This window comes from Streptomyces sp. AHA2, assembly GCF_036857595.1.
Classification (GTDB): Bacteria; Actinomycetota; Actinomycetes; order Streptomycetales; family Streptomycetaceae; genus Streptomyces.
This window is the reverse complement of sequence record NZ_JAUQWJ010000040.1, coordinates 1-20607: the sequence shown is the minus strand read 5'-3', so window position 1 is coordinate 20607 and position 20607 is coordinate 1. Positions and strand designations below refer to the sequence as shown.

The following is a 20607-nucleotide window of genomic DNA, read 5'->3' as shown; positions in this document are numbered from 1 at the left end:
CAGCTCCACCACATCGGAGGTCTTCGCCATGTTCAAGACCCGCCAGTGTCAGCAACGCTCGTGATCGATACACCTAGAGCAGGGCCCGCTCCCGTCCCTGGCCGGGCGGGGGCCCCGCCGTACCGGAGGCTTCGGCGAGCCCGTACACCCGGCGTGCGTTCGCCGAGGCCAGCATGCCCGCCACCCGCTGGGCGTCGGCCAGGGACCAGGCGCCCTCGGTGACCCAGGTGCCCAGCACCCGGCCGAGGGCCTCGCGGAACAGGCGGGCGCCCACCACGTGCAGTTCGGGCAGCCCCTGGGCGCCGGTGGAGAACAGGATCTTGCCGAACGGCGCCAGCTCCAGGATCTCCGCCAGCACCGTCGCGGCCCGGGCGCCGGTGCGCACCAGGGCGGCTCCGCAGTCGACGTGGACGTGCGGGAAGACACCGGCCAGGTGGGCGGCGTGCCGGTGGTACGGGTAGCCGTGCAGCAGGACCAGGTCCGTGCCCAGCCCGGCGGTGGCGCGGACGAAGTCGGTGAGCAGGACGGGGTCCGTCCGGTCGATGCGCAGGCCCGGGGCCCCCAGCCCGGCGTGCAACTGCAGCGGCAGGCCCGAGGCGACGGCGCTCCACAGCAGGTGCCGCAGCAGCACCGGATCGCTCAGTTCCCCGCCGACCCCGCGCCGGGCGAGCCAGCGGCCGGCCGCCCCGCGCACCTCCCCCGGCCCGGGCGGCTCGGGCGCGAGCGCGAGGCCGTGCCGTACGCCGGCGACGGAGGTGAAGGCGACGGCGTGCGCGGCGGCGGCGTGCACGGACTCGGCGAGGTTGGCGAGGAACGACTCGACGGTTCCGGAGGTGTCGGCGACCTGCTCGGCGAGCGGCTCCAGCCGGACGATCTCGTGGGCCTCGGCGGATCCGGCACAGGCCAGTTCCCCCGGGCCGGTCAGATCGCCGGGCAGGCCGGTGTCGACCAGGTAGGTCGTGATGCCGCTGCCGCGCAGGAGTCTTCGGCCGGCCTCCAGGACGCCCAGTTCACGGCGCCGGGCGAGGTACCGGGCGGGCGGGCAGTGGGCTTCCAGACCGAGCAGGGGCGGGCACCAGCGCCGCACCGCGAAACCGGTCTGGGTGTCGAAGAGGGTGGTGCCGGGGGCGGGCGGGCCCTCGGTGCGGGCGAGCTGGGCCTCGAAGGTGCCGAGGCCCAGCTCCGTGCGCAGCACTCCGTGGCAGTACTGGTCCACGAGGGACGGCGTTTCGATCATCCGGGCTCCCCGGTGTGGACCCTGTTCTCTCAAGGGTCCTAACGGGTGAACCGGTGTCGAGGTCGCGGCTCCCGGGGGGCGGGGTGCGGGTCGCGGGACGGCTGCCGAGCGGATGACCGGTCGCGCCCGCGCGGCGGCGCCGCCCATCGACGCGGCCCCGCACCCCCGGGAAGCGGATCAGTCGTTCTTCGGGCCGCCCACCTGGATGCCGGCCATGCGGCTCCACTCGTAGCGGCCCGTCCTGACCTTCGCGGCGAATTCGCCGTCGAAGGACTCGTGGCGGGTGATGCCCGCCTTCTCGACGGCCTTCTCGGCGATCTCGTAGGTCGGGGCCACCAGGTCGCCCCAGTTGCCGTCCTCGCCGACCAGGACGATGCGGGCGCCGCGCTCGCCGAGGTAGGCGACCTGGCCCTCGGCCCCGCCGTGGGCCTTGGAGAAGGAGGTGATCTGCCGGGCGAGCCGGGCGACCTTGCGCTCGGCCTTCGGGTCTGCCTGCTGCGTCTCTGCCATGACCAGGATGCTACTCACGGGTAGATCGACTCGCGAGAGCAGGACGGTGTGACGTACGTCAGGGCGTCAGCGCAGGAACGGGTCGACCGCGACGGCCACGAAGAGCAGCGACACGTACGTGATCGACCAGTGGAACAGGCGCATCTCCTTCAGCTTCGCGCCCGTCACCTCGGCCTTCGCGCGGTTCTGCAGCCCGTGGGCCTCCCACAGCCAGAAGCCGCCCGCCAGCAGGGCGACCGCCGTGTAGAACCAGCCGGTGTAGCCGAGCGGGGTCAGCAGGAGCGAGACGGCGACCATGACCCAGCTGTAGATCACGATCTGCTTGGCGACGACCTTGTTGGAGGCGACCACCGGCAGCATCGGCACGCCCACGCGCGCGTAGTCCTCCTTGACCTTCATGGACAGCGGCCAGTAGTGCGGCGGCGTCCAGAAGAACATGACGAGGAACAGGATGACCGGCGCCCAGGACATCGAGTTCGTGACCGAGGACCAGCCGATCAGCACCGGCAGGCAGCCGGCGATGCCGCCCCACACGATGTTCTGCGAGGTGCGGCGCTTGAGGATCATCGTGTAGACGACCACGTAGAACAGCAGCGCGCCGAGGGAGAGCCAGGCGCTCAGCCAGTTCACGGTGAGGCCGAAGAGCAGGGTGGAGGTGATCGCCAGGGTGATGCCGAAGGCGAGGCACTCGCGCGGGCTGACCATGCCGGTGACCAGCGGGCGCTGCGAGGTGCGGTCCATCAGCGCGTCGATGTCGCGGTCGATGTACATGTTGAGGGCGTTGGCACCGCCCGCGGACATGTAACCGCCGACGCAGGTCAGCAGTACCAGCGTCAGGTCGGGCACGCCCTGCTGCGCCAGGAACATCACCGGCACCGTGGTGATCAGCAGCAGCTCGATGATCCGCGGCTTGGTGAGAGCCACGAACGCCATGACACGGGCCCCGAACGGCCGGTGGGCCGGGCTCTGGTCCGTCCCGAGCATCCCCGCTGGACGGGATTCAACGGCCGTCACGCACACCCCTACAGAGACAGTCCAGCGAGCCCCACCGTGTGAAGTGACGGTAAAGGCTCGCGCGTACCACGCCACTTTAGACGTTGCCCAGAGTCGGACATCCGCGGGGGTCGCCTCGTGTTGGGGGGCGGCTTCCGACGGGCGGTCCGCGGCTCGATTGAGCACCCGGATGAGCGGCTCCGTATTCACCTGTCGCATGCGGTACGGCCCAGTCAGGAGGCGGATCGAGATGACTCCCGGCACTCTGGAGTGACTCGGAAAATCGCACGTCCCACGGGGGTAGGCTCGACTGCGGCCGGTGCGCGCCCCGATACACCGGCATCCGAATCATGTGGAGAGGAGCCCTGACCCAGGGTGAGCATCAAGCCGACCACCACAGACCTCGAGTGGACCGAGTTGGACCAGCGGGCCGTCGACACCGCGCGTGTCCTGGCCGCCGACGCCGTACAGAAGGTCGGCAACGGCCATCCGGGTACGGCGATGAGCCTGGCGCCCGCCGCCTACACCCTCTTCCAGAAGGTGATGCGGCACGACCCGGCGGACGCCGACTGGGTCGGGCGCGACCGCTTCGTGCTGTCCGCCGGCCACTCGTCCCTGACCCTCTACACCCAGCTCTACCTGGCCGGTTTCGGCCTGGAGCTGGACGACCTGAAGTCCTTCCGCACCTGGGGTTCGAAGACCCCCGGCCACCCCGAGTACGGGCACACCACCGGTGTGGAGACCACGACCGGCCCGCTGGGCCAGGGCGTCGCCAACGCGGTGGGCATGGCGATGGCCGCCCGCTACGAGCGCGGCCTGTTCGACCCGGAGGCCCCGGAGGGCGAGTCCCCCTTCGACCACTTCGTCTTCTGCATCGCCGGTGACGGCTGCCTCCAGGAGGGCATCTCCTCCGAGGCGTCCTCCCTCGCCGGCCACCAGAAGCTCGGCAACCTGATCCTGCTGTGGGACGACAACCACATCTCGATCGAGGGCGACACCGAGACGGCCGTCTCCGAGGACACCGTCAAGCGGTACGAGGCCTACGGCTGGCACGTGCAGCGGGTGCAGCCCCAGGAGAACGGCGACCTGGACCCGGCCGCGATCTACGAGGCGATCCAGCAGGCCAAGGCCGTCACCGACCGGCCCTCCTTCATCGCGATGCGCTCGATCATCGCCTGGCCGGCCCCGAACGCGCAGAACACCGAGGCCGCGCACGGCTCGGCGCTCGGCGACGACGAGGTCGCCGCCACCAAGCGCGTCCTCGGCTTCGACCCGGAGCAGTCCTTCGAGGTCTCCGACGAGGTCATCGAGCACACCCGCAAGGCGCTGGAGCGGGGCAAGGCGGCCCGCGCGGTGTGGGACAAGGCGTACCAGCAGTGGCGGGACAACAACCCCGAGCGCGCCGCCGAGTACGACCGCATCGCCAAGGGCGAGCTGCCCAAGGGCTGGGAGGAGAAGATCCCGGTCTTCGAGGTCGGCAAGGGCGTCGCGACCCGCGCCGCGTCCGGCAAGGTGCTGCAGGCGCTCGGCGCCGTCATCCCCGAGCTGTGGGGCGGCTCGGCCGACCTGGCCGGCTCCAACAACACCACCATCGACAAGACCAGCTCCTTCCTCCCGGCGGACAACCCCCTGCCGGAGGCGGACCCGTACGGCCGCACGATCCACTTCGGCATCCGCGAGCACGCGATGGCCGCCGAGATGAACGGCATCGCGCTGCACGGCAACACCCGCATCTACGGCGGCACCTTCCTGGTGTTCTCCGACTACATGCGCAACGCGGTGCGGCTGTCGGCGCTGATGCACCTGCCGGTGACGTACGTGTGGACGCACGACTCCATCGGTCTCGGTGAGGACGGCCCGACGCACCAGCCGGTCGAGCACCTCGCCTCGCTGCGCGCCATCCCGGGCCTGAACATCGTGCGCCCCGCCGACGCCAACGAGACCGCGATCGCCTGGCGCGAGATCCTCAAGCGCTGGACGAAGGAGTTCGGCAAGGGCCAGCCGCACGGCCTGGCGCTGACCCGTCAGGGCGTGCCGACCTACGAGCCCAACGACGACGCGGCCAAGGGCGGTTACGTCCTGTTCGAGGCCGAGGGCGGTGAGCCGGAGGTCGTCCTGATCGCCACCGGTTCCGAGGTGCACGTCGCCGTCGAGGCGCGCGAGCAGCTCCAGGGCGCCGGCGTGCCCACGCGCGTGGTGTCGATGCCGTGCGTGGAGTGGTTCGAGCAGCAGGACCAGGGGTACCGGGACAGCGTCCTGCCGCCGTCCGTCCGGGCCCGTGTCGCGGTGGAGGCCGGTGTCGGCCTCACCTGGCACAAGTACGTGGGGGACGCCGGCCGCATCGTTTCCCTGGAGCACTTCGGTGCTTCGGCCGACGGCAAGGTGCTGTTCCGGGAGTTCGGCTTCACCGCGGAGAACGTCGCCGCCGCCGCCCGGGAATCGATCGCCGCAGCCCAGCGCTGACGCTCATACACGACACGTAGGAGATGGAATTTCCATGACAGACGCACTCAAGCGCCTCTCCGAGGAAGGCGTGGCGATCTGGCTGGACGACCTGTCGCGCAAGCGGATCACGTCCGGCAACCTCGCCGAGCTGATCGACCAGCAGCACGTCGTGGGCGTCACCACCAACCCGTCGATCTTCCAGAAGGCGATCTCGCAGGGCGACGGCTACGACACGCAGCTGACCGACCTCGCCGCCCGTGAGGTCACCGTCGAAGAGGCCATCCGCATGATCACCACGGCGGACGTCCGCGACGCCGCCGACGTGCTGCGCCCCGTCTTCGACGCCACCGGCGGCCAGGACGGCCGGGTGTCGATCGAGGTCGACCCGCGCCTGGCGCACAACACCCGGGCCACGGTCGCCGAGGCCAAGCAGCTCGCGTGGCTGGTGGACCGGCCCAACACCCTCATCAAGATCCCGGCGACCGAGGCCGGCATCCCGGCGATCGCCGAGACCATCGGCCTGGGCATCAGCGTCAACGTCACGCTGATCTTCTCCCTGGAGCGCTACCGCAAGGTGATGGACGCGTTCCTGACCGGCCTGGAGAAGGCCAAGGAGCGCGGCCTGGACCTGTCGCAGATCCACTCCGTGGCGTCCTTCTTCGTCTCCCGCGTGGACACGGAGATCGACAAGCGGATCGACGCGCTGGGCACCGACGAGGCCAAGGCGCTGCGCGGCAAGGCCGCCGTCGCCAACGCCCGCCTCGCCTACCAGGCGTACGAGGAGATCTTCTCCTCGGACCGCTGGAACGCCCTGGAGAAGGCCGGCGCCAACAAGCAGCGTCCGCTGTGGGCGTCGACCGGCGTCAAGGACGAGGCGTACAGCGACACCATGTACGTCACCGAGCTGGTCGCGCCGAACACGGTGAACACCATGCCCGAGGCGACCCTGTTCGCCACCGAGGACCACGGCGAGATCACGGGCAACACCGTCGCCGGCACCTACGAGCAGGCCCGTGCCGACCTCGACGCCGTCGAGCGGCTGGGGATCAAGTACGACGAGGTCGTCCAGCTCCTGGAGAAGGAGGGCGTCGAGAAGTTCGAGGACTCCTGGAACGACCTGCTGAAGTCGACCGAGGCCGAGCTGAAGCGCCTCGCCCCCTCGGAGGGCTGAACAGGTGTCGAGCAGCAATCCGCTGCGTGACCCCGCGGACCGACGGCTCCCGCGCATCGCGGGGCCGTCGGGCCTGGTCATCTTCGGCGTCACGGGCGACCTCTCCCGCAAGAAGCTCATGCCCGCCGTGTACGACCTCGCCAACCGGGGTCTGCTCCCGCCGGGCTTCTCGCTGGTGGGCTTCGCCCGCCGCGAGTGGGCGCACGAGGACTTCGCGCAGGAGGTGCACGACGCGGTCAAGGAGCACGCGCGCACGCCCTTCCGCGAGGAGGTCTGGCAGCAGCTCATCCAGGGCATGCGGTTCGTGCAGGGCACGTTCGACGACGACGACGCGTTCGAGCGGCTGCGCTCCACGATCGAGGAGCTGGACAAGGCCCAGGGCACGGGCGGCAACTTCGCCTTCTACCTCTCCGTGCCGCCGAAGTCCTTCCCGGTGGTCATCCAGCAGCTGAAGAAGCACGGGCTGGCGGACCAGAGGGGCGGCTCCTGGCGGCGCGCGGTCATCGAGAAGCCGTTCGGGCACAACCTGGAGTCGGCCGAGGAGCTCAACAAGGTCGTCCACGAGGTCTTCGCCCCGGACCAGGTCTTCCGCATCGACCACTACCTGGGCAAGGAGACCGTCCAGAACATCCTGGCGCTGCGCTTCGCCAACACGATGTTCGAGCCGATCTGGAACCGGTCCTTCGTGGACCACGTGCAGATCACCATGGCCGAGGACATCGGCATCGGCGGCCGGGCCGGCTACTACGACGGCATCGGCGCCGCCCGGGACGTCATCCAGAACCACCTGCTCCAGCTCATGGCGCTGACCGCGATGGAGGAGCCCGCCTCCTTCGACGCGGACGCGCTGGCCGCGGAGAAGACCAAGGTGCTCGGAGCCGTGCGGCTGCCGCAGGACCTGGGCCGCGACACCGTGCGCGCCCAGTACGCGGCCGGCTGGCAGGGCGGCACCAAGGTGCGCGGCTACCTGGAGGAGGACGGCATCGACGCCTCCTCCAAGACCGACACCTACGCCGCGGTCAAGCTGGAGATCGACAACCGCCGCTGGGCGGGCGTCCCCTTCTACCTGCGCACGGGCAAGCGGCTCGGCCGCCGGGTGACGGAGATCGCGGTCGTCTTCCAGCGGGCCCCGCACTCTCCCTTCGACTCGACGGCCACCGAGGAGCTGGGCTCCAACGCGATCGTCATCCGCGTCCAGCCGGACGAGGGCGTCACGGTCCGTTTCGGCTCGAAGGTGCCCGGCACGTCCATGGAGATCCGGGACGTGTCGATGGACTTCGCCTACGGCGAGTCCTTCACGGAGTCCAGCCCGGAGGCGTACGAGCGTCTCATCCTGGACGTCCTGCTCGGTGACTCGAACCTCTTCCCGCGCACCGAGGAGGTCGAGCTGTCCTGGAAGATCCTCGACCCGATCGAGGAGTACTGGGACACCAACGGCAAGCCCGCCCAGTACCCGGCCGGTACCTGGGGCCCCGTCGAGGCGGACGAAATGCTCGAGCGACACGGACGGAGCTGGCGCCGGCCATGAAGATAGACCTGACCGACACCACGGCCAGCAAGATCAACAAGGCGCTGGTGCAGGGCCGCCGGGCGATCGGCACCCCGGCGGTCGGCATGGTGCTCACGCTGGTCATCGTGACGGACGAGGAGAACGCCTACGACGCGCTGAAGGCCGCGAGCGACGCCTCGCGCGAGCACCCCTCGCGCACGCTCGTCGTCATCAAGCGCGTCTCCCGCTCCCCGCGCGACCGCACGCAGTCCCGCCTGGACGCGGAGGTCCGGGTCGGCGCGGAGGCCGGTACGGGCGAGACGGTGGTGCTCCGGCTGTACGGCGAGGTCGTGGACCACGCCCAGTCGGTGGTGCTGCCGCTGCTCCTGCCGGACGCCCCGGTGGTGGTCTGGTGGCCGGTGAACGCCCCGCTCGACCCGGCGAAGGACCCCCTCGGTGCCCTCGGGCAGCGCCGCGTCACCGACACCTACGCCTCCGAGCAGCCGGTGCGGGACCTGGCCACCCGGGCGGGGACGTACACCCCCGGTGACACGGACCTGTCCTGGACGCGCATCACGCCCTGGCGCTCGATGCTGGCGGCCGCGCTCGACCAGGTCACCTGCGAGGTGAAGGCCGTCGAGGTGGAGGGCGAGGAGTTCAACCCGAGCTGCGAGCTGCTGGCGATGTGGCTCGCGGACCGGCTGGACGTGCCCGTGAAGCGCTCCCTGTCCGGCGGGCCGGGTCTCACGGCGGTCCGCATGGACACCGACTGCGGCCCGATCCAGCTGGACCGGGCCGACGGCTCCCTGGCGACGCTCACCATCGAGGGCCAGCCGGCCCGCGCGGTGGCGCTCAAGCGCCGGGAGACCGCCGAGCTGATCGCGGAGGAGCTGCGGCGGCTCGACCCGGACGACACCTACGCCTCGGCGCTGCGGTACGGGGTGGACCGGCTGAAGAACTCCGGGACGGCGACGGCCTCGCAGGAGCAGGCGGTGGCCAAAGGAGAACCGGGGGCCGGCGGAAAGCCCGGAAGCGGCGGCGGACGGGACCGGCTCGGCGTCCCCGCTCCGGTCGAGGAGGCTGCGAAAGCTCCCGCTGCGCAGGCGACGGCGCAGGCACCGGTGAAGCAGGGGCCGCCCACACCGGAACCGGTGCGGAAGGGGGATCCTGCGTGAGTACGGCACCCCAGTTGGTCGTCCACCGCGACAAGGAGCTGATGGCGCAGGCCGCGGCGGCGCGGCTGATCACGCGGATCGTGGACGCGCAGGCCTCCCGGGGCTCGGCGTCGGTGGTCCTCACGGGCGGCCGCAACGGCAACGGCCTGCTGGCCGCGCTGGCGGCGGCGCCCGCCCGGGACGCCGTGGACTGGTCGCGGCTGGACCTGTGGTGGGGCGACGAGCGCTTCCTGCCCGAGGGCGACCCGGAGCGCAACGTCACCCAGGCCCGTGAGGCGCTGCTCGACGCGGTCCCGCTCGATCCGAAGCGGGTGCACGCGATGCCCGCCTCGGACGGGCCGTACGGCGACGACGTGGACGCGGCGGCGGCCGCGTACGCGGAGGAGCTGGCAGCGGCGGCGGGCCCGGAGGACCACGGCCCCGTGCCCGCGTTCGACGTGCTGATGCTGGGCGTCGGACCGGACACGCACGTGGCGTCGCTGTTCCCGGAGCTGCCGGCGGTGCGCGAGACCGGCCGCACGGTCGTCGGTGTCCACGGCGCGCCCAAGCCGCCGCCGACCCGGGTGACGCTGACGCTCCCGGCGATCCGCGCGGCCCGCGAGGTGTGGCTCCTGGCGGCCGGCGAGGACAAGGCGGGAGCGGCGGCGATCGCGCTGTCCGGCGCGGGCGAGATCCAGGCCCCGGCGGCGGGCGCGCACGGCCGCACCCGCACCCTGTGGCTGCTGGACGCGGCGGCGGCCTCGCAGCTGCCGCGTTCCCTGTACCCGCCGGCTTCGGCATAGACCTCCGCCCACCCGCCACCGGTCTGCGAGGCCGGTGGCGGGTGGGCGGACGTGTGCCGGGCGGCGGTTATTTGACCGAGCCCGCCATCACGCCCTGGACGAAGTGCTTCTGGAAGGCGAAGAAGACGACGACGGGGACGATCAGGGACAGGAACGCGCCGGGGGCCAGGACGTCGATGTTGCTGCCGAACTGGCGTATCTGCGACTGCAGTTCCACGGTCAGCGGCTGGGACGCGCTGTCGGCGAAGAGCAGCGCCACCAGCATGTCGTTCCACACCCACAGGAACTGGAAGATGGCCAGCGAGGCGATCGCCGGGCGGCCGACGGGCAGGACCAGGCGCGTGAAGATGCGCCACTCGCTGCCGCCGTCCATGCGCGCGGCCTCCAGCATCTCCTTGGGCATCTCGGCGAAGTAGTTGCGCAGCAGGAACACGGCGAAGGGGAGCCCGTACGCGACGTGGAACAGGACGACTCCGGGGATCGTGCCGAACAGGCCCAGCTGGCCGAAGAGTTTGGCGACCGGCAGCAGGCCGATCTGGACGGGCACCACCAGCAGCGCCACCACGACCAGGAAGACCGGCTCCCGCCCGGGGAAGTCCAGCCAGGCGAAGGCGTATCCGGCCAGTGCCGCGACCACCACGACCAGCACCGTCGTCGGCACCGAGATCAGCACCGTGTTCCAGAACGCCTGCGTGATGCCGGCGTTCTGCAGCAGCGAGGAGTAGTTGTCGAAGGACAGCTGCCCGGGGGTGGAGAACACCGTCCACCAGCCGCCCTTCGCCGTGTCCTCGGCGGACCGCAGCGAGGACAGGAACAGTCCGGCCAGCGGCGTCATCCACACCAGGCCGACCAGCACGAGGAAGGCCTGGACGACGCCGTTGCCCAGGGAGCGCCGTACCGCGTTCATCGCTGACTCCTTCGGAAGCGGCGGACGTTGAAGACCATGGCGGGAACGACCAGCAGCAGGAGCAGGACGCCGAGCGCGCTGCCGAGGCCCTGGTTGTTGCCGCCGCCGAACGACACCAGCCACATCTGCGTCGCGAGCACGGTCGCGTCCTCCTGCACGGGTCCGGGCGCGATGATGTAGACGAGGTCGAAGACCTTCATCACGTTGATCACGAGCGTGACGAAGACGACCGTGAGGACCGGGGCGAGCAGCGGGACGGTGATGCGGCGGAAGATCTGCCACTCGTTCGCGCCGTCCATCCGCGCCGCCTCCAGGGCGTCGCGGGGCAGGGTCGACAGACCCGCGCCGATGAGGACCATCGCGAAGCCGGTCCAGATCCACAGGTACGCTCCGATGATCGCCGGGGTGACCAGTGCCGGACCCAGCCAGGAGACGCCCTCGTAGGGCGCGGCGAAGTTCGACGACGGCAGTCTCACCGTGTACGAGCCCGGTTCGAGGTCCTCGAAACGGAAGGAGCCGTCGGAGGCGGTGGTGGCCGTGGCGACCGCCTCGCCGTCCCGGACCGCCTCGACCTTCATCTGCGGCAGTCCGCTCTCCCGCGCGTCGACCTCGCCCTGCTTCCCTCCCCCGCCGGGGGTGAAGTCCAGGTAGACGACACCGCGCAGTTCGTCGGCTGCGGCTTTCTGCCCCACCGCTCCGGACGCGGGCCGCGCGTCGCCGGGCAGCTCGGCGGGCTGGACGCCGACCAGGCCGAGCGTCACCGCGTCCCCGGGCGAGACGGACGCGCTCGTGCGGTACGAGCCGTCCTTCTCCTTCGTCAGGCCCTGCCCGTCGCGTGCCCGGGCCGTCGGGTAGGTGGACTGGTCCTTGAAGGCGTCGTGGACGGAGACGACCGCCGCGTTCAGCACGCCCTTGTCGGGGTCCTCGTCGTAGGCGAGGCGGAAGATGATGCCGGCGGCGAGGAAGGAGACCGCCATCGGCATGAACAGGAGCAGTTTGAACGCCGTGGCCCAGCGGACCTTCTCGACCAGGACGGCGAGGATCAGGCCGAGTCCGGTGAGCAGGGCGGGGGCCACGACGACCCAGACGGCCGTGTTGCGCACGGCTTTGAGGGTCGCCGGGTCGCGGAACATCTCGGTGTAGTTGTCGCCGCCGACGAAGGCCGTCCCGGAGGCGTCGAAGAAGCTGCGGCCGACGCTGAACAGCACGGGGTAGACGACCAGCGCCCCGAGCAGCAGCAGTGCGGGCAGCACGAACAGCGTCGCGACGATCTTCCCGCGTCGCCGCAGGCGCCGGGTGCGGTCGGCGACCGGTGTGGGCGGCGGGGAACTCGTCTCCTTTACGAGGGTCGCGGTCATGGCGTATCAGTCCTGGTACGCCTTGGCCGCCGCGGCTTCCAGCTTCGCCGCGGTGCCCTTGGGGTCGGACGGGTCGCGCAGGAAGTCCTGCAGCAGCTTCCACTCGCCGGTGCCCTTCGTGCCGCCGAAGGCCGCGGGGGCCTGGTCGGACATGTCGAAGCGGACCGAGTCGCCGGCCTCCACGAGGGACTTCGCGGTGGCGCGGGTGACGTCGTCGCCGTAGGAGGCGAGGTCGAGCTTCTTGTTCGGGGAGAGGAAACCGCCGGCCTCGGCCCACACCGCGGAGGCCTCGGGGGTGGCCAGGTACTCCAGGAGGGCCTGGGCGGCCTTCTGGTTCTTGCCGTCCTTCAGGACGACGGCGGCGTCTCCACCGCTGACGACCGGGGCCTCGCCGCCGCCGACCGCGGGGAAGGGGAAGAAGTTCGCGTCCTCGCCGACCTTCCTGCCGAACTGGTCCTTGGCGACGCCGGCGACGAAGTCGCCCTCGTAGACCATGCCGGCCTCGGGCTTCGGGCCGAACACCTTCTCCACGGAGCCGGGGAAGTCGGTGTTCAGTGCGCCCTTCTGGCCGCCGGCGATCAGCTGCTTGTCCTTGAACAGCTTCCCGAGGGTGGTGAGGGCCTCGACGACGGAGCCGTCGGTCCACTTCAGCTCGTGCGCGGCGAGGGCGTCGTACTTCTCGGGTCCGGCCTGGGAGAGGTAGATGTTCTCGAACCAGTCGGTGAGGGTCCAGCCGTCCTGTCCGGCCACGGAGAAGGCGGCGAGGCCGGAGTCGGAGACGGTCCGGCCGGCCTTCAGCATCTCGTCGTAGGTCTTCGGGGGCTTCACGCCGGCCTGGGCGAGGGCGTCGGGGCTGTACCAGACGGTCGACTTGTGGGCGGCCTTGAAGTAGAGGCCGTACAGCTTGCCGTCGACGCTGCCGTAGTTCTTCCACACCGGCGCGTAGCCCGCGTCGACGGCCTGCTCGGTCTTCTTCGACAGCGGCTTGAGCCAGCCGTTCTGCGCGAACTGCTTGAGCACGCCGACCTGCGGGACCATCACGACGTCGGGGGCGTTGCCGCCCTCGATCTTGCTGCCGACGACGGTGGAGACGTTGTCACCGGTGGACGTGAACTGCGTCTTGGCGCCGGTCTTCTCGGTGAAGGCGTCCAGCACCTTCTGGAAGTTCTTCTGCTCGGTGCCGGACCAGACGCCGGCCACGGTGACGGTCTGGCCGCCGAGGGCCTTGTCGCCGCCGCCGGCCGAGACGGGGCCGCCGCCGCAGGCGGTCGCGCCGAGCGCCAGCACGAGGGCGGTGCAGCCGGTGAGCAGGGTGGTACGTCGCATCATCGTCGATGTCCCTTCGGAGGGTTCGCTTGCGGGGAGTTCGCTCGCGCGGATGTTGCTTGTGCGGGTGGTTCCTGCGCGGATGTCGCGTGCGCGGGTGTCGCTTGCGGGTGGTCAGGTACGGACCCACCAGGCGGCCGTCGAGCCGGAGAGGACTCCGGGCGGGCAGGAGCCGCTGGCGAGCAGGGGGGTTCCGGGGACCGGCGCGGGGGTCGGGGCCGTGCCGAAGTTGACGGCGCACACCAGGTCGCCGCGCTCGAAGGCCAGGACGCCGGGCGGGCAGTCCAGCCAGCGCAGGGTTCCCTCGCCCAGCTGCGGCAGGGCGGCGCGCAGTTGCAGTCCGTCGCGGTACAGGTGCCAGAAGGAGCGGGTGTCGGCGAGGGCCCGGTCGGTGGCGTACTCGGCGAAGTACTCCGGCTGCGGCAGCCACGGCTTGGCGCTCTCGGCGCCGGGGGTGAAGCCGAACGGCGAGGCCTGCCCCGACCAGGGCAGCGGCACGCGGCAGCCGTCGCGGATGCGGGCCCTGTTGCCGGTGCGGCGGAAGATCGGGTCGGTGAGCACGTCGTCCGGCAGGTCCACGACCTCCGGCAGCCCGAGCTCCTCGCCCTGGTAGATGTACGCGGCGCCGGGCAGGGCCAGCATCAGCAGCGCGGCGGCGCGGGCGCGGGCGGCGCCGAGGCCGCTGCCCCCGGTGGCGGGCTCGCCGTAGCGGGTGACGGTGCGCACCTGGTCGTGGTTGTTGAGGACCCAGGTGACCGTCGAGCCGGTGCCGGCGATGTCCTGCATGGCCTCGGAGATGACCTTGCGGAAGGCGTCCGGGTCCCACGGCGCGCTGAGCAGGTCGAAGAAGAAGGCCTGGTGGAGTTCGTCGGGGCGGACGTAGCGGGCGTGCTCGCGTGCGGTCGGGACGGAGACCTCGCCGACGAGGAGGCGTTCGCAGCCGTCGCGCTCGGTGTACTCCTCGCATATGGAGCGCCAGCGCCGCCAGACGTCGTGCACCTCGGGCTGGTTCCAGGCGAGGGGGTTGACCGAGTCGCGGGTGCGGGCGTCGGCCTCCGGGTCGTCGGAGTCGGGCAGCTCCGGGTGCTTGAAGAGGCCGGCGGCGACGTCGATGCGGAAGCCGTCGATGCCCCGGTCGAGCCAGAAGCGCAGGATCCGCTCGAACTCGGCGGCGATCTCCGGGTTGCGCCAGTTCCAGTCGGGCTGTTCGGGCGCGAACATGTGCAGGTACCACTGGCCGGGCCGGCCGTCGGGCTCGGTCACCCGGGTCCAGGCGGGGCCGCCGAACATGGAGTGCCAGTTGTTGGGCGGCTCGGACCCGTCGGGGCCGCGGCCGTCGGCGAAGTGGAAGCGGGCCCGGGCCGGGCTCCCGGCCGGAGCGGCGAGCGCCTCGCGGAACCAGGGGTGCTCGCTGGAGCAGTGGTTCGGGACGATGTCGAGCAGCACCTTGACGCCGAGCCGGTGCGCGGAGCCCACCAGCAGATCGAACTCGCCGAGGTCCCCGAAGACCGGGTCGACGTCGCAGTAGTCGGCCACGTCGTAGCCGTGGTCGTGCTGCGGCGAGGGATAGAAGGGGCTCAGCCAGATCCCGTCGACGCCGAGCTTCTTGAGGTAGGGCAGTCCCGCACGGACGCCGGCGAGGTCGCCGACGCCGTCGCCGGTGCTGTCCAGGAAGCTGCGGACGTAGACCTGGTAGATCACTGCGTCACGCCACCAGTGGTGCCTGTTCAACCCATCGACCTGTCTCTGAGAAGGGCAGCGGTTATGCATGCATGTTAAGTAGGCGTGTCGCGAGGGTGTCAATGAAAAGGCAGAAGCTACCGGGCAGTTGACATGGGGCAAACTGCAACCAAAGGGACAGATTTCGGCGAGATGAGATGCCCGCGTTACCTAACAAGTACGTAGGGAGAGTGGGCTTCCGGCGCCGGGCCCGGCTAGCGGCGCGAGATGAGGGCGAGTTCGCGCGCCAGCCGGCGCACCGCCGCCTCGGGCGTCTGGTGCCCGGCCATCGCGTCGTGCACGACCGCCTGGACGACCAGGCTGACCTGGTCGTAGCGCGGACTCTTGGGGCGCGGCTCGGCCGCGATCACGCTCTCGCGCAGGGTCGGCAGGTACGGGAATCGGCGGATCAGCTCGGGGTCCCGGTACAGATCGGCCCGCACGGGCGGCAGTGCGCCGCGGGTGAGGACCTGGCGCTGGACGGGCTCGCTGGTGAGGTAGGCGATCAGCCGGGCCGCCGAGTCGGGGTGCCGGGCGTGGGTGCTGACGGCCAGGTTGGAGCCGCCCAGAACGCTCGTCCCGGGCCCGCTGCGGCCGGGCAGCGGTACGGCGCCGACCTTCCCGGCCACCTTCGAGCCCGGGGCGGATGCGCCGACGTAGGCGTAGGGCCAGTTGCGCAGGAAGAGCAGCCGGCCGTCCTGGAAGGCCCGCTTGGACTCCTCCTCCTTGTACGACAGGGCCTCCTTCGGGATCCAGCCCTCGCGCACGCCCCGCGCCAGGAACCCGATGCCCTCGCGGGCCGCCGCCGAGTCGACGGTGACGCGCTCGCCCTCGTCGCCGAGGATCGAGCCGCCCGCCGAGTAGACCGCCTCCGCCGCGTTGACCGTGAGGCCCTCGTACGGCAGGAACTGCCCGGCGTACCCGTCCAGGCCGTGCTTCGGGGCGATCGTCCTCGCGTAGCGCTCCAGCTCGGCCCAGGTGCGCGGCGGCTCGACGCCCTCCTCGGCGAGGACGTCCTTGCGGTACAGGAGCAGGCCCGCGTTGGTGACGTAGGGGACGGCGAAGAGCCGGTCGTCGTAGGTGGCCGTGGCCACGACCGGCGGGAGGAACGTCCTCAGCGGGAACCGGTCGCGCGGCAGGGGTCTGATCCAGCCCGCCGCGGCGAAGTCCGAGGTCCAGTTGACATCGATGTTGAGCACGTCGAACCGGCTGCGGTCGCCGTCGCGCAGGTCGGTGATCATCTGCGCCTGGGTCTCGTCGGCCGAGTCGGGCAGTTCGACGAGGGTCACCTTCTCGCCGGGATGGGCGCGGTTCCAGCCCTCCAGCAGGGGGCCCAGGTAGCCGGTGAGGTCCCCGGCGGTGGCCAGGGTGAGCGGCCCGCGGCCGCCGCTGGAGGGTTCGCCCGCCTGCGCTCCGGCGGCGGCGTAACCGGTCAGGACCACGACGAGAACGAGAAGGCCCCTACCGGCGGCATGGATCCACCGCATAGGTTCCTCCCTGTACACCGGCGACGGGCACCCTTGCCCGGATCAGAGGCCATGTATACCTGTTAGGTATGGGCGATACTAGGGCCTGGAGCACATTGGACCGGACAGGAGGACTGCACGCGTGCGCCTGCCCCTCCTGGCTCTCCTCGCCCGCGGACCCGCCCACGGATACGAGCTCAAGCAGGACCTTGAGCAACTGCTGGGCTCCGCGTACCCTCAGCCGAACGTCGGCCAGATCTATGTGACCCTCGGCCGCCTCGAGAAGTCGGGACTGATCGAGGGCGAGGACGTGGCGCAGTCCAGCCGGCCCAACAAGAAGGTCTACCACCTCACCGAGGCCGGGCGGGAGGCGCTGCGCGTCTGGTTCGAGGAGCCCGAGGACGAGCCGCGGGTGCGGGACGAGTTCTTCATGAAGCTGGCGCTCGCTCCGCAGACCGGTCTCGCCGACCAGGTGGCCCTGATCAACCAGCAGCGGCGCCAGTACCTCAACACCATGCGGCAGCTTTCGAGGCTGGCCGCCGCCGAAGACCGCGACAACCGCATCGCCCACCTGCTGATCGAGGGCGCGATGCTGCACCTGCAGGCCGACCTCGACTGGCTGGAGCGGTGCCAGGAAGAGCTGGAGGAGCTGGAGTGAGCGACGACCGTCCCGCTCCTGTGCTGCGCGCCGAGGGCCTGGTGAAGACGCACCACGGCGAGGGCGCGCCCGCCCGTGCCGTGCGCGGGGTCGACCTGTGCGTGCGGCAGGGCGAGTTCGTGGCGATCACCGGCCCCTCCGGCGCCGGCAAGTCGACGCTGCTGCATCTGCTCGGCGGGCTCCAGCGGCCCGACGCGGGCCGCATCTGGCTCGACGGCGAGTCCACCGACACCTACAGCGAGGCCCGCTGGGCCGTGGAGCGCCGCAAGCGGATCGGCATCGTCTTCCAGTTCTTCAACCTGGTCTCCAACCTGTCGGTCGCCGACAACGTGGAGCTGCCCGCCCTGCTCGCCGGGACCTCCGCGAAGCAGGCGCGCGCCGAGCGCGAGGCGCTGCTGGCCGAGCTGGGCCTGACCGGCAAGGAGCGCAGCATGCCGGGCGAGCTGTCCGGCGGTGAGCAGCAGCGCGTGGCCCTGGCCCGGGCGCTGGTCAACCATCCCCCGCTGCTGCTGGCCGACGAGCCCGCGGGCAGCCTGGACAGCAAGGGCACCCGCGAGGTGATGCGGCTGCTGTCGCGCTTCCACCAGCGCGGCCAGACGATCCTGCTGGTCACGCACGACGCCCGGCTGGCCAGTGCGGCGGACCGGGTGATCAGCTTCTTCGACGGCCGGATCGCCGACGACGCGGAACTCGACGGCGGCACCGCTCCGCCGCGCCGCGCCGGGATATCCGGCGTGCTCGAACTGCGGGACTGAGACGCCCGTGTACGACGAACCCCGGAGGGGCTGACCCGTATGCGAGCCACCCTGCGCTGGGCCCACTCGGATCTGCGCACGCACCGCGGCGAGGCGCTGTTCCTCGTCCTCGCCACCGCGGGCATCGTCGCCTCCCTGCTGCTGGCCACGGCCCTGTTCGGGTACGCGACCAACCCCTGGCAGCGCGTCTTCACGCAGTCGCACGGCGCGCACGTGTGGCTGCACACCGACTCCGCCGCCGACACGGACAGGCTGGCCGCGCTGGACGGTGTCGACGAGGTGGCCGGGCCGTACCCGACGGCGGCCACCACCGTCTCCGCCCGCGGCAGCCGCGCCTCGGTCGAACTGCGCGCCACCGCGGAACGCCCGTCCGTCGGCCGCCCGCCGCTGGTCTCCGGGCAGTGGCTGGACCCCGCGGCGCCCGACGGCGTGGTGCTGGAGAGCCGCCTGGCCCGCGCGCTGCTGGTCCAGCCCGGCGACACCCTGGACGTGCCGGGCACCGCCCGCGAGCTGACCGTCGTGGGGCTCGCCGACAGCGCCGAGCCCCGTTACCGGCCCGGTGAGCAGCCGGGTCTGGTGTGGGCCCTGCCGTCGGCCGTGCCGGACCCCGGGGGGCAGGTCATCGGGTTGCGGCTGACCGACCCGGGCGACACGTCCTACGTCGTGCAGCGGGCCGTGACGGTGCTGGGCGCGGGCGCGATCGGCGAGGTCTCCACCTGGCAGCAGGCCCGCGCCGAGGCCCAGGGGGACAACCGGCTCCTCGGGCAGGTGCTGGGGCTGTTCGGCCTGGGCGCCCTCGCCGCCGCCGGTTTCGCCGTGCACGGCGCGATCGGCACGCGTATCAGCGGCCATCTGCGGGACCTGTCGGTGCTGAAGGCGATCGGTTTCACGCCCGGCCAGGTCGTCCGCGTCTTCCTCCTGCAGCACCTCGCCTACGCCCTGCTCGGCGCGGTGTCCGCCGCCGCGCTGGCCGAGGTCCTGGGCAGTCGCATCCCGGGGCGGCTCGGGGACGCGGTCGGGGTGTGGCAGGGGCTGCCCGGGCACACGGTGGCGCTGATCGTGGTCCCGGCGGGGGCGGTGCTGTTCATCGGCGTGACCACCGGCCTCGCCGCATGGCGGGCCGGGCGGGTGCCGCCGGTGCCCGTGCCCCGGCCCGCCGCCACCGCGGGCGGGCGGCTGTCCGGCGTGGCCCGCCGGGCGCTCGGTGTGCGGGTGCCGCCCGCGCTGGTCCTGGGCTGGCACAAGGCGTTCACCCGGCGTCCCCGCTCGCTGGCCACGGTCGCGCGCCTGACCTTGCCGCTGCTGCTGATCGTGGTGGCGGTGAGCGCCTGGACCACCCTCGACCGGTTCCACAGCCGTCCCGAGCAGGTCGGTCTGCCCACCACGCTGAGCGTCCGCGCCGACGCCGGACCCGGCGAGCAGGGCGTCCGCGCGCTCCTGGAGGACGACCCGCAGGTCGCCGCCGCCTACCCGGGCGTCGAGACGGCCGCCCTGGTACCGGGCCAGACCGCGACCATCGCCCTGCGCGGTCTCGGCACCCACGAGGAGCCCTACCCGTACACGCTCGCCGAGGGCCGCCCCGCCCGCGGCGCCGACGAGGCCGTGGCCGGGCAGGGATTGCTCGACCTGCTGGACGTGCGCGTGGGCGACTGGGTGCGCATGACCGTCGGGGACCAGCCGCAGATCCTGCACATCGTGGGCCGCAGCATCGAGCCGGAGAACGCCGGCCGCGTCATCTCCACGTCCCTCGACACCCTGCGCGCCAACGACCCCGGGCTCCGCCCCACCCTCTACGAACTGCGGCTGAAGCCCGGCGCCGATCCCGCCCGGGTCGCCGAGCGGCTCACCGCGGCCGGGCACGGCCGGCTCGACGTGCACGCCGTGACCAACCCCGCCGACGGACTCTCCCCCCTGCGGGCCGTGGTCGCCGGGCTGATCGCCGTCCTGGCGCTGATCGGGCTGATCGAGCTGCTGACCACAATCGGCGGCACCGTCCGCGAGGGCGAACGGGACCTGCTCGCGCTGAAGGCCGTCGGCCTGTCCCCCCGCCAGATCACGGCGGTCACCGTCACCGCCACCGGCCTCACCGCCCTCGCGGCCGTGCTCGCCGCCACCGCCCTGGGCCTGCCCCTCGCCCGGTGGCTGATCGACGCCCAGGGCAGATCCAGCGGCATCGGCGCGGGCATCGCACAGGGCCCCTCCGCGCTCCTGGTGGTGCTGCTCGGGGCGGCGGCGGTCCTCTGCGCGGCCGCGCTGGCCGCCGTCCCCGCCGCCCGGTCGGCCCGGCGGCGCCTCGCGGACACCCTCAGCGCGGTGGCCTGACACCCGTCCCCCGACGCCGGGGCTCAGCGGCCGTAAGGGCCCTGCGGGTGGTACGGCGGGCGCGGGGCGCGGGGGCGGGAGGGTGCGGGGGCGAGAGGGTGCGGGGCAGGAAGCGGACGGCGCACTGCCGCCCGCTCGCCTGCCGTGACCGTCACTGCCGGCCGCGCAGCTCCCGGTACGTGGCGACAAGCGCCCGGGTCGAGGCGTCCAGGCCCTCGACGTCGGCGCCCTCGGTCAGGGCGGGCTCGACGCGCTTGGCGAGCACCTTGCCGAGCTCGACGCCCCACTGGTCGA

Annotated in this window: 17 protein-coding genes; 8 read left to right on the top strand and 9 right to left on the bottom strand. The window is 71.8% G+C overall.

The window, feature by feature from the left end:
• Window positions 1-73: 73 nt before the first annotated feature.
• The 3 genes from Q5694_RS34535 to Q5694_RS34525 all read right to left on the bottom strand — a co-directional run bounded on the left by Q5694_RS34535 (window position 74) and on the right by Q5694_RS34525 (window position 2731).
• Entirely contained in the window at window positions 74-1237 is a 1164-nt protein-coding gene (locus tag Q5694_RS34535; protein WP_333937474.1) for an amidohydrolase family protein, read from the bottom strand.
• Between the two features lie 177 nt (window positions 1238-1414).
• Window positions 1415-1747, bottom strand: coding sequence for a hypothetical protein (locus Q5694_RS34530; protein ID WP_333937473.1), 333 nt, complete (start codon window positions 1745-1747; stop codon window positions 1415-1417).
• 66 nt (window positions 1748-1813) lie between these two features.
• Window positions 1814-2731: a heme o synthase gene (locus tag Q5694_RS34525; protein WP_333937476.1), complete on the bottom strand. Its 918-nt coding sequence runs from the start codon at window positions 2729-2731 to the stop codon at window positions 1814-1816.
• 384 nt (window positions 2732-3115) lie between these two features.
• On the opposite strand from Q5694_RS34525, the gene tkt reads away from it, so the two are divergent.
• Genes tkt through pgl form a run of 5 tightly spaced genes read left to right on the top strand, consistent with a single transcriptional unit; the run spans window position 3116 to window position 9802 of the window.
• Window positions 3116-5203 (top strand): transketolase, encoded by a 2088-nt coding sequence (tkt, locus tag Q5694_RS34520; protein ID WP_333937472.1) that lies wholly within the window; start codon window positions 3116-3118, stop codon window positions 5201-5203.
• A gap of 34 nt (window positions 5204-5237) precedes the next feature.
• Window positions 5238-6356: a transaldolase gene (gene tal / locus Q5694_RS34515; RefSeq protein ID WP_333937471.1), complete on the top strand. Its 1119-nt coding sequence runs from the start codon at window positions 5238-5240 to the stop codon at window positions 6354-6356.
• A gap of 4 nt (window positions 6357-6360) precedes the next feature.
• Complete coding sequence (zwf, locus tag Q5694_RS34510; protein WP_333937470.1) at window positions 6361-7884, top strand: glucose-6-phosphate dehydrogenase; 1524 nt, start codon at window positions 6361-6363, stop codon at window positions 7882-7884.
• Window positions 7881-9020, top strand: a complete 1140-nt coding sequence (gene opcA, locus Q5694_RS34505; protein WP_333937469.1) for a glucose-6-phosphate dehydrogenase assembly protein OpcA — start codon at window positions 7881-7883, stop codon at window positions 9018-9020. Before zwf ends, opcA begins: the two co-directional genes overlap by 4 nt.
• The gene (pgl, locus tag Q5694_RS34500; RefSeq protein WP_333937468.1) at window positions 9017-9802 is read left to right on the top strand and encodes a 6-phosphogluconolactonase; all 786 of its coding nucleotides are present in this window, start codon (window positions 9017-9019) and stop codon (window positions 9800-9802) included. The genes opcA and pgl overlap by 4 nt, the downstream gene beginning before the upstream one ends.
• A gap of 67 nt (window positions 9803-9869) precedes the next feature.
• Here the strand turns inward: pgl and Q5694_RS34495 are convergent, their stop codons facing one another.
• From Q5694_RS34495 to Q5694_RS34475, 5 genes are all read right to left on the bottom strand, one after another.
• Window positions 9870-10709, bottom strand: a complete 840-nt coding sequence (locus tag Q5694_RS34495) for a carbohydrate ABC transporter permease (RefSeq protein ID WP_333937467.1) — start codon at window positions 10707-10709, stop codon at window positions 9870-9872.
• Window positions 10706-12067, bottom strand: a complete 1362-nt coding sequence (locus tag Q5694_RS34490; RefSeq protein ID WP_333937466.1) for an ABC transporter permease — start codon at window positions 12065-12067, stop codon at window positions 10706-10708. Before Q5694_RS34490 ends, Q5694_RS34495 begins: the two co-directional genes overlap by 4 nt.
• Before the next feature lie 6 nt (window positions 12068-12073).
• On the bottom strand, window positions 12074-13396 hold the full coding sequence (locus Q5694_RS34485; RefSeq protein ID WP_333937465.1) for an ABC transporter substrate-binding protein: 1323 nt from the start codon (window positions 13394-13396) through the stop codon (window positions 12074-12076).
• A gap of 111 nt (window positions 13397-13507) precedes the next feature.
• Window positions 13508-15163: a glycoside hydrolase family 13 protein gene (locus Q5694_RS34480; protein ID WP_333937464.1), complete on the bottom strand. Its 1656-nt coding sequence runs from the start codon at window positions 15161-15163 to the stop codon at window positions 13508-13510.
• Between the two features lie 164 nt (window positions 15164-15327).
• A complete protein-coding gene (locus Q5694_RS34475) occupies window positions 15328-16599 on the bottom strand; it encodes an ABC transporter substrate-binding protein (RefSeq protein ID WP_333937463.1) in 1272 nt (423 codons plus the stop codon).
• Window positions 16600-16720: 121 nt separating this feature from the next.
• On the opposite strand from Q5694_RS34475, the gene Q5694_RS34470 reads away from it, so the two are divergent.
• Genes Q5694_RS34470 through Q5694_RS34460 form a run of 3 tightly spaced genes read left to right on the top strand, consistent with a single transcriptional unit; the run spans window position 16721 to window position 20313 of the window.
• Entirely contained in the window at window positions 16721-17236 is a 516-nt protein-coding gene (locus tag Q5694_RS34470; protein ID WP_333937462.1) for a PadR family transcriptional regulator, read from the top strand.
• Window positions 17233-17991: an ABC transporter ATP-binding protein gene (locus Q5694_RS34465; RefSeq protein WP_333937461.1), complete on the top strand. Its 759-nt coding sequence runs from the start codon at window positions 17233-17235 to the stop codon at window positions 17989-17991. Before Q5694_RS34470 ends, Q5694_RS34465 begins: the two co-directional genes overlap by 4 nt.
• Window positions 17992-18030: 39 nt before the next feature.
• Window positions 18031-20313 (top strand): ABC transporter permease, encoded by a 2283-nt coding sequence (locus Q5694_RS34460; RefSeq protein ID WP_333937460.1) that lies wholly within the window; start codon window positions 18031-18033, stop codon window positions 20311-20313.
• A gap of 151 nt (window positions 20314-20464) precedes the next feature.
• Here Q5694_RS34460 and Q5694_RS34455 read toward each other — a convergent pair.
• Window positions 20465-20607, bottom strand: a 143-nt coding sequence (locus Q5694_RS34455) for a hypothetical protein (protein WP_333937475.1), incomplete at its 5' end; no start/stop codon positions are given.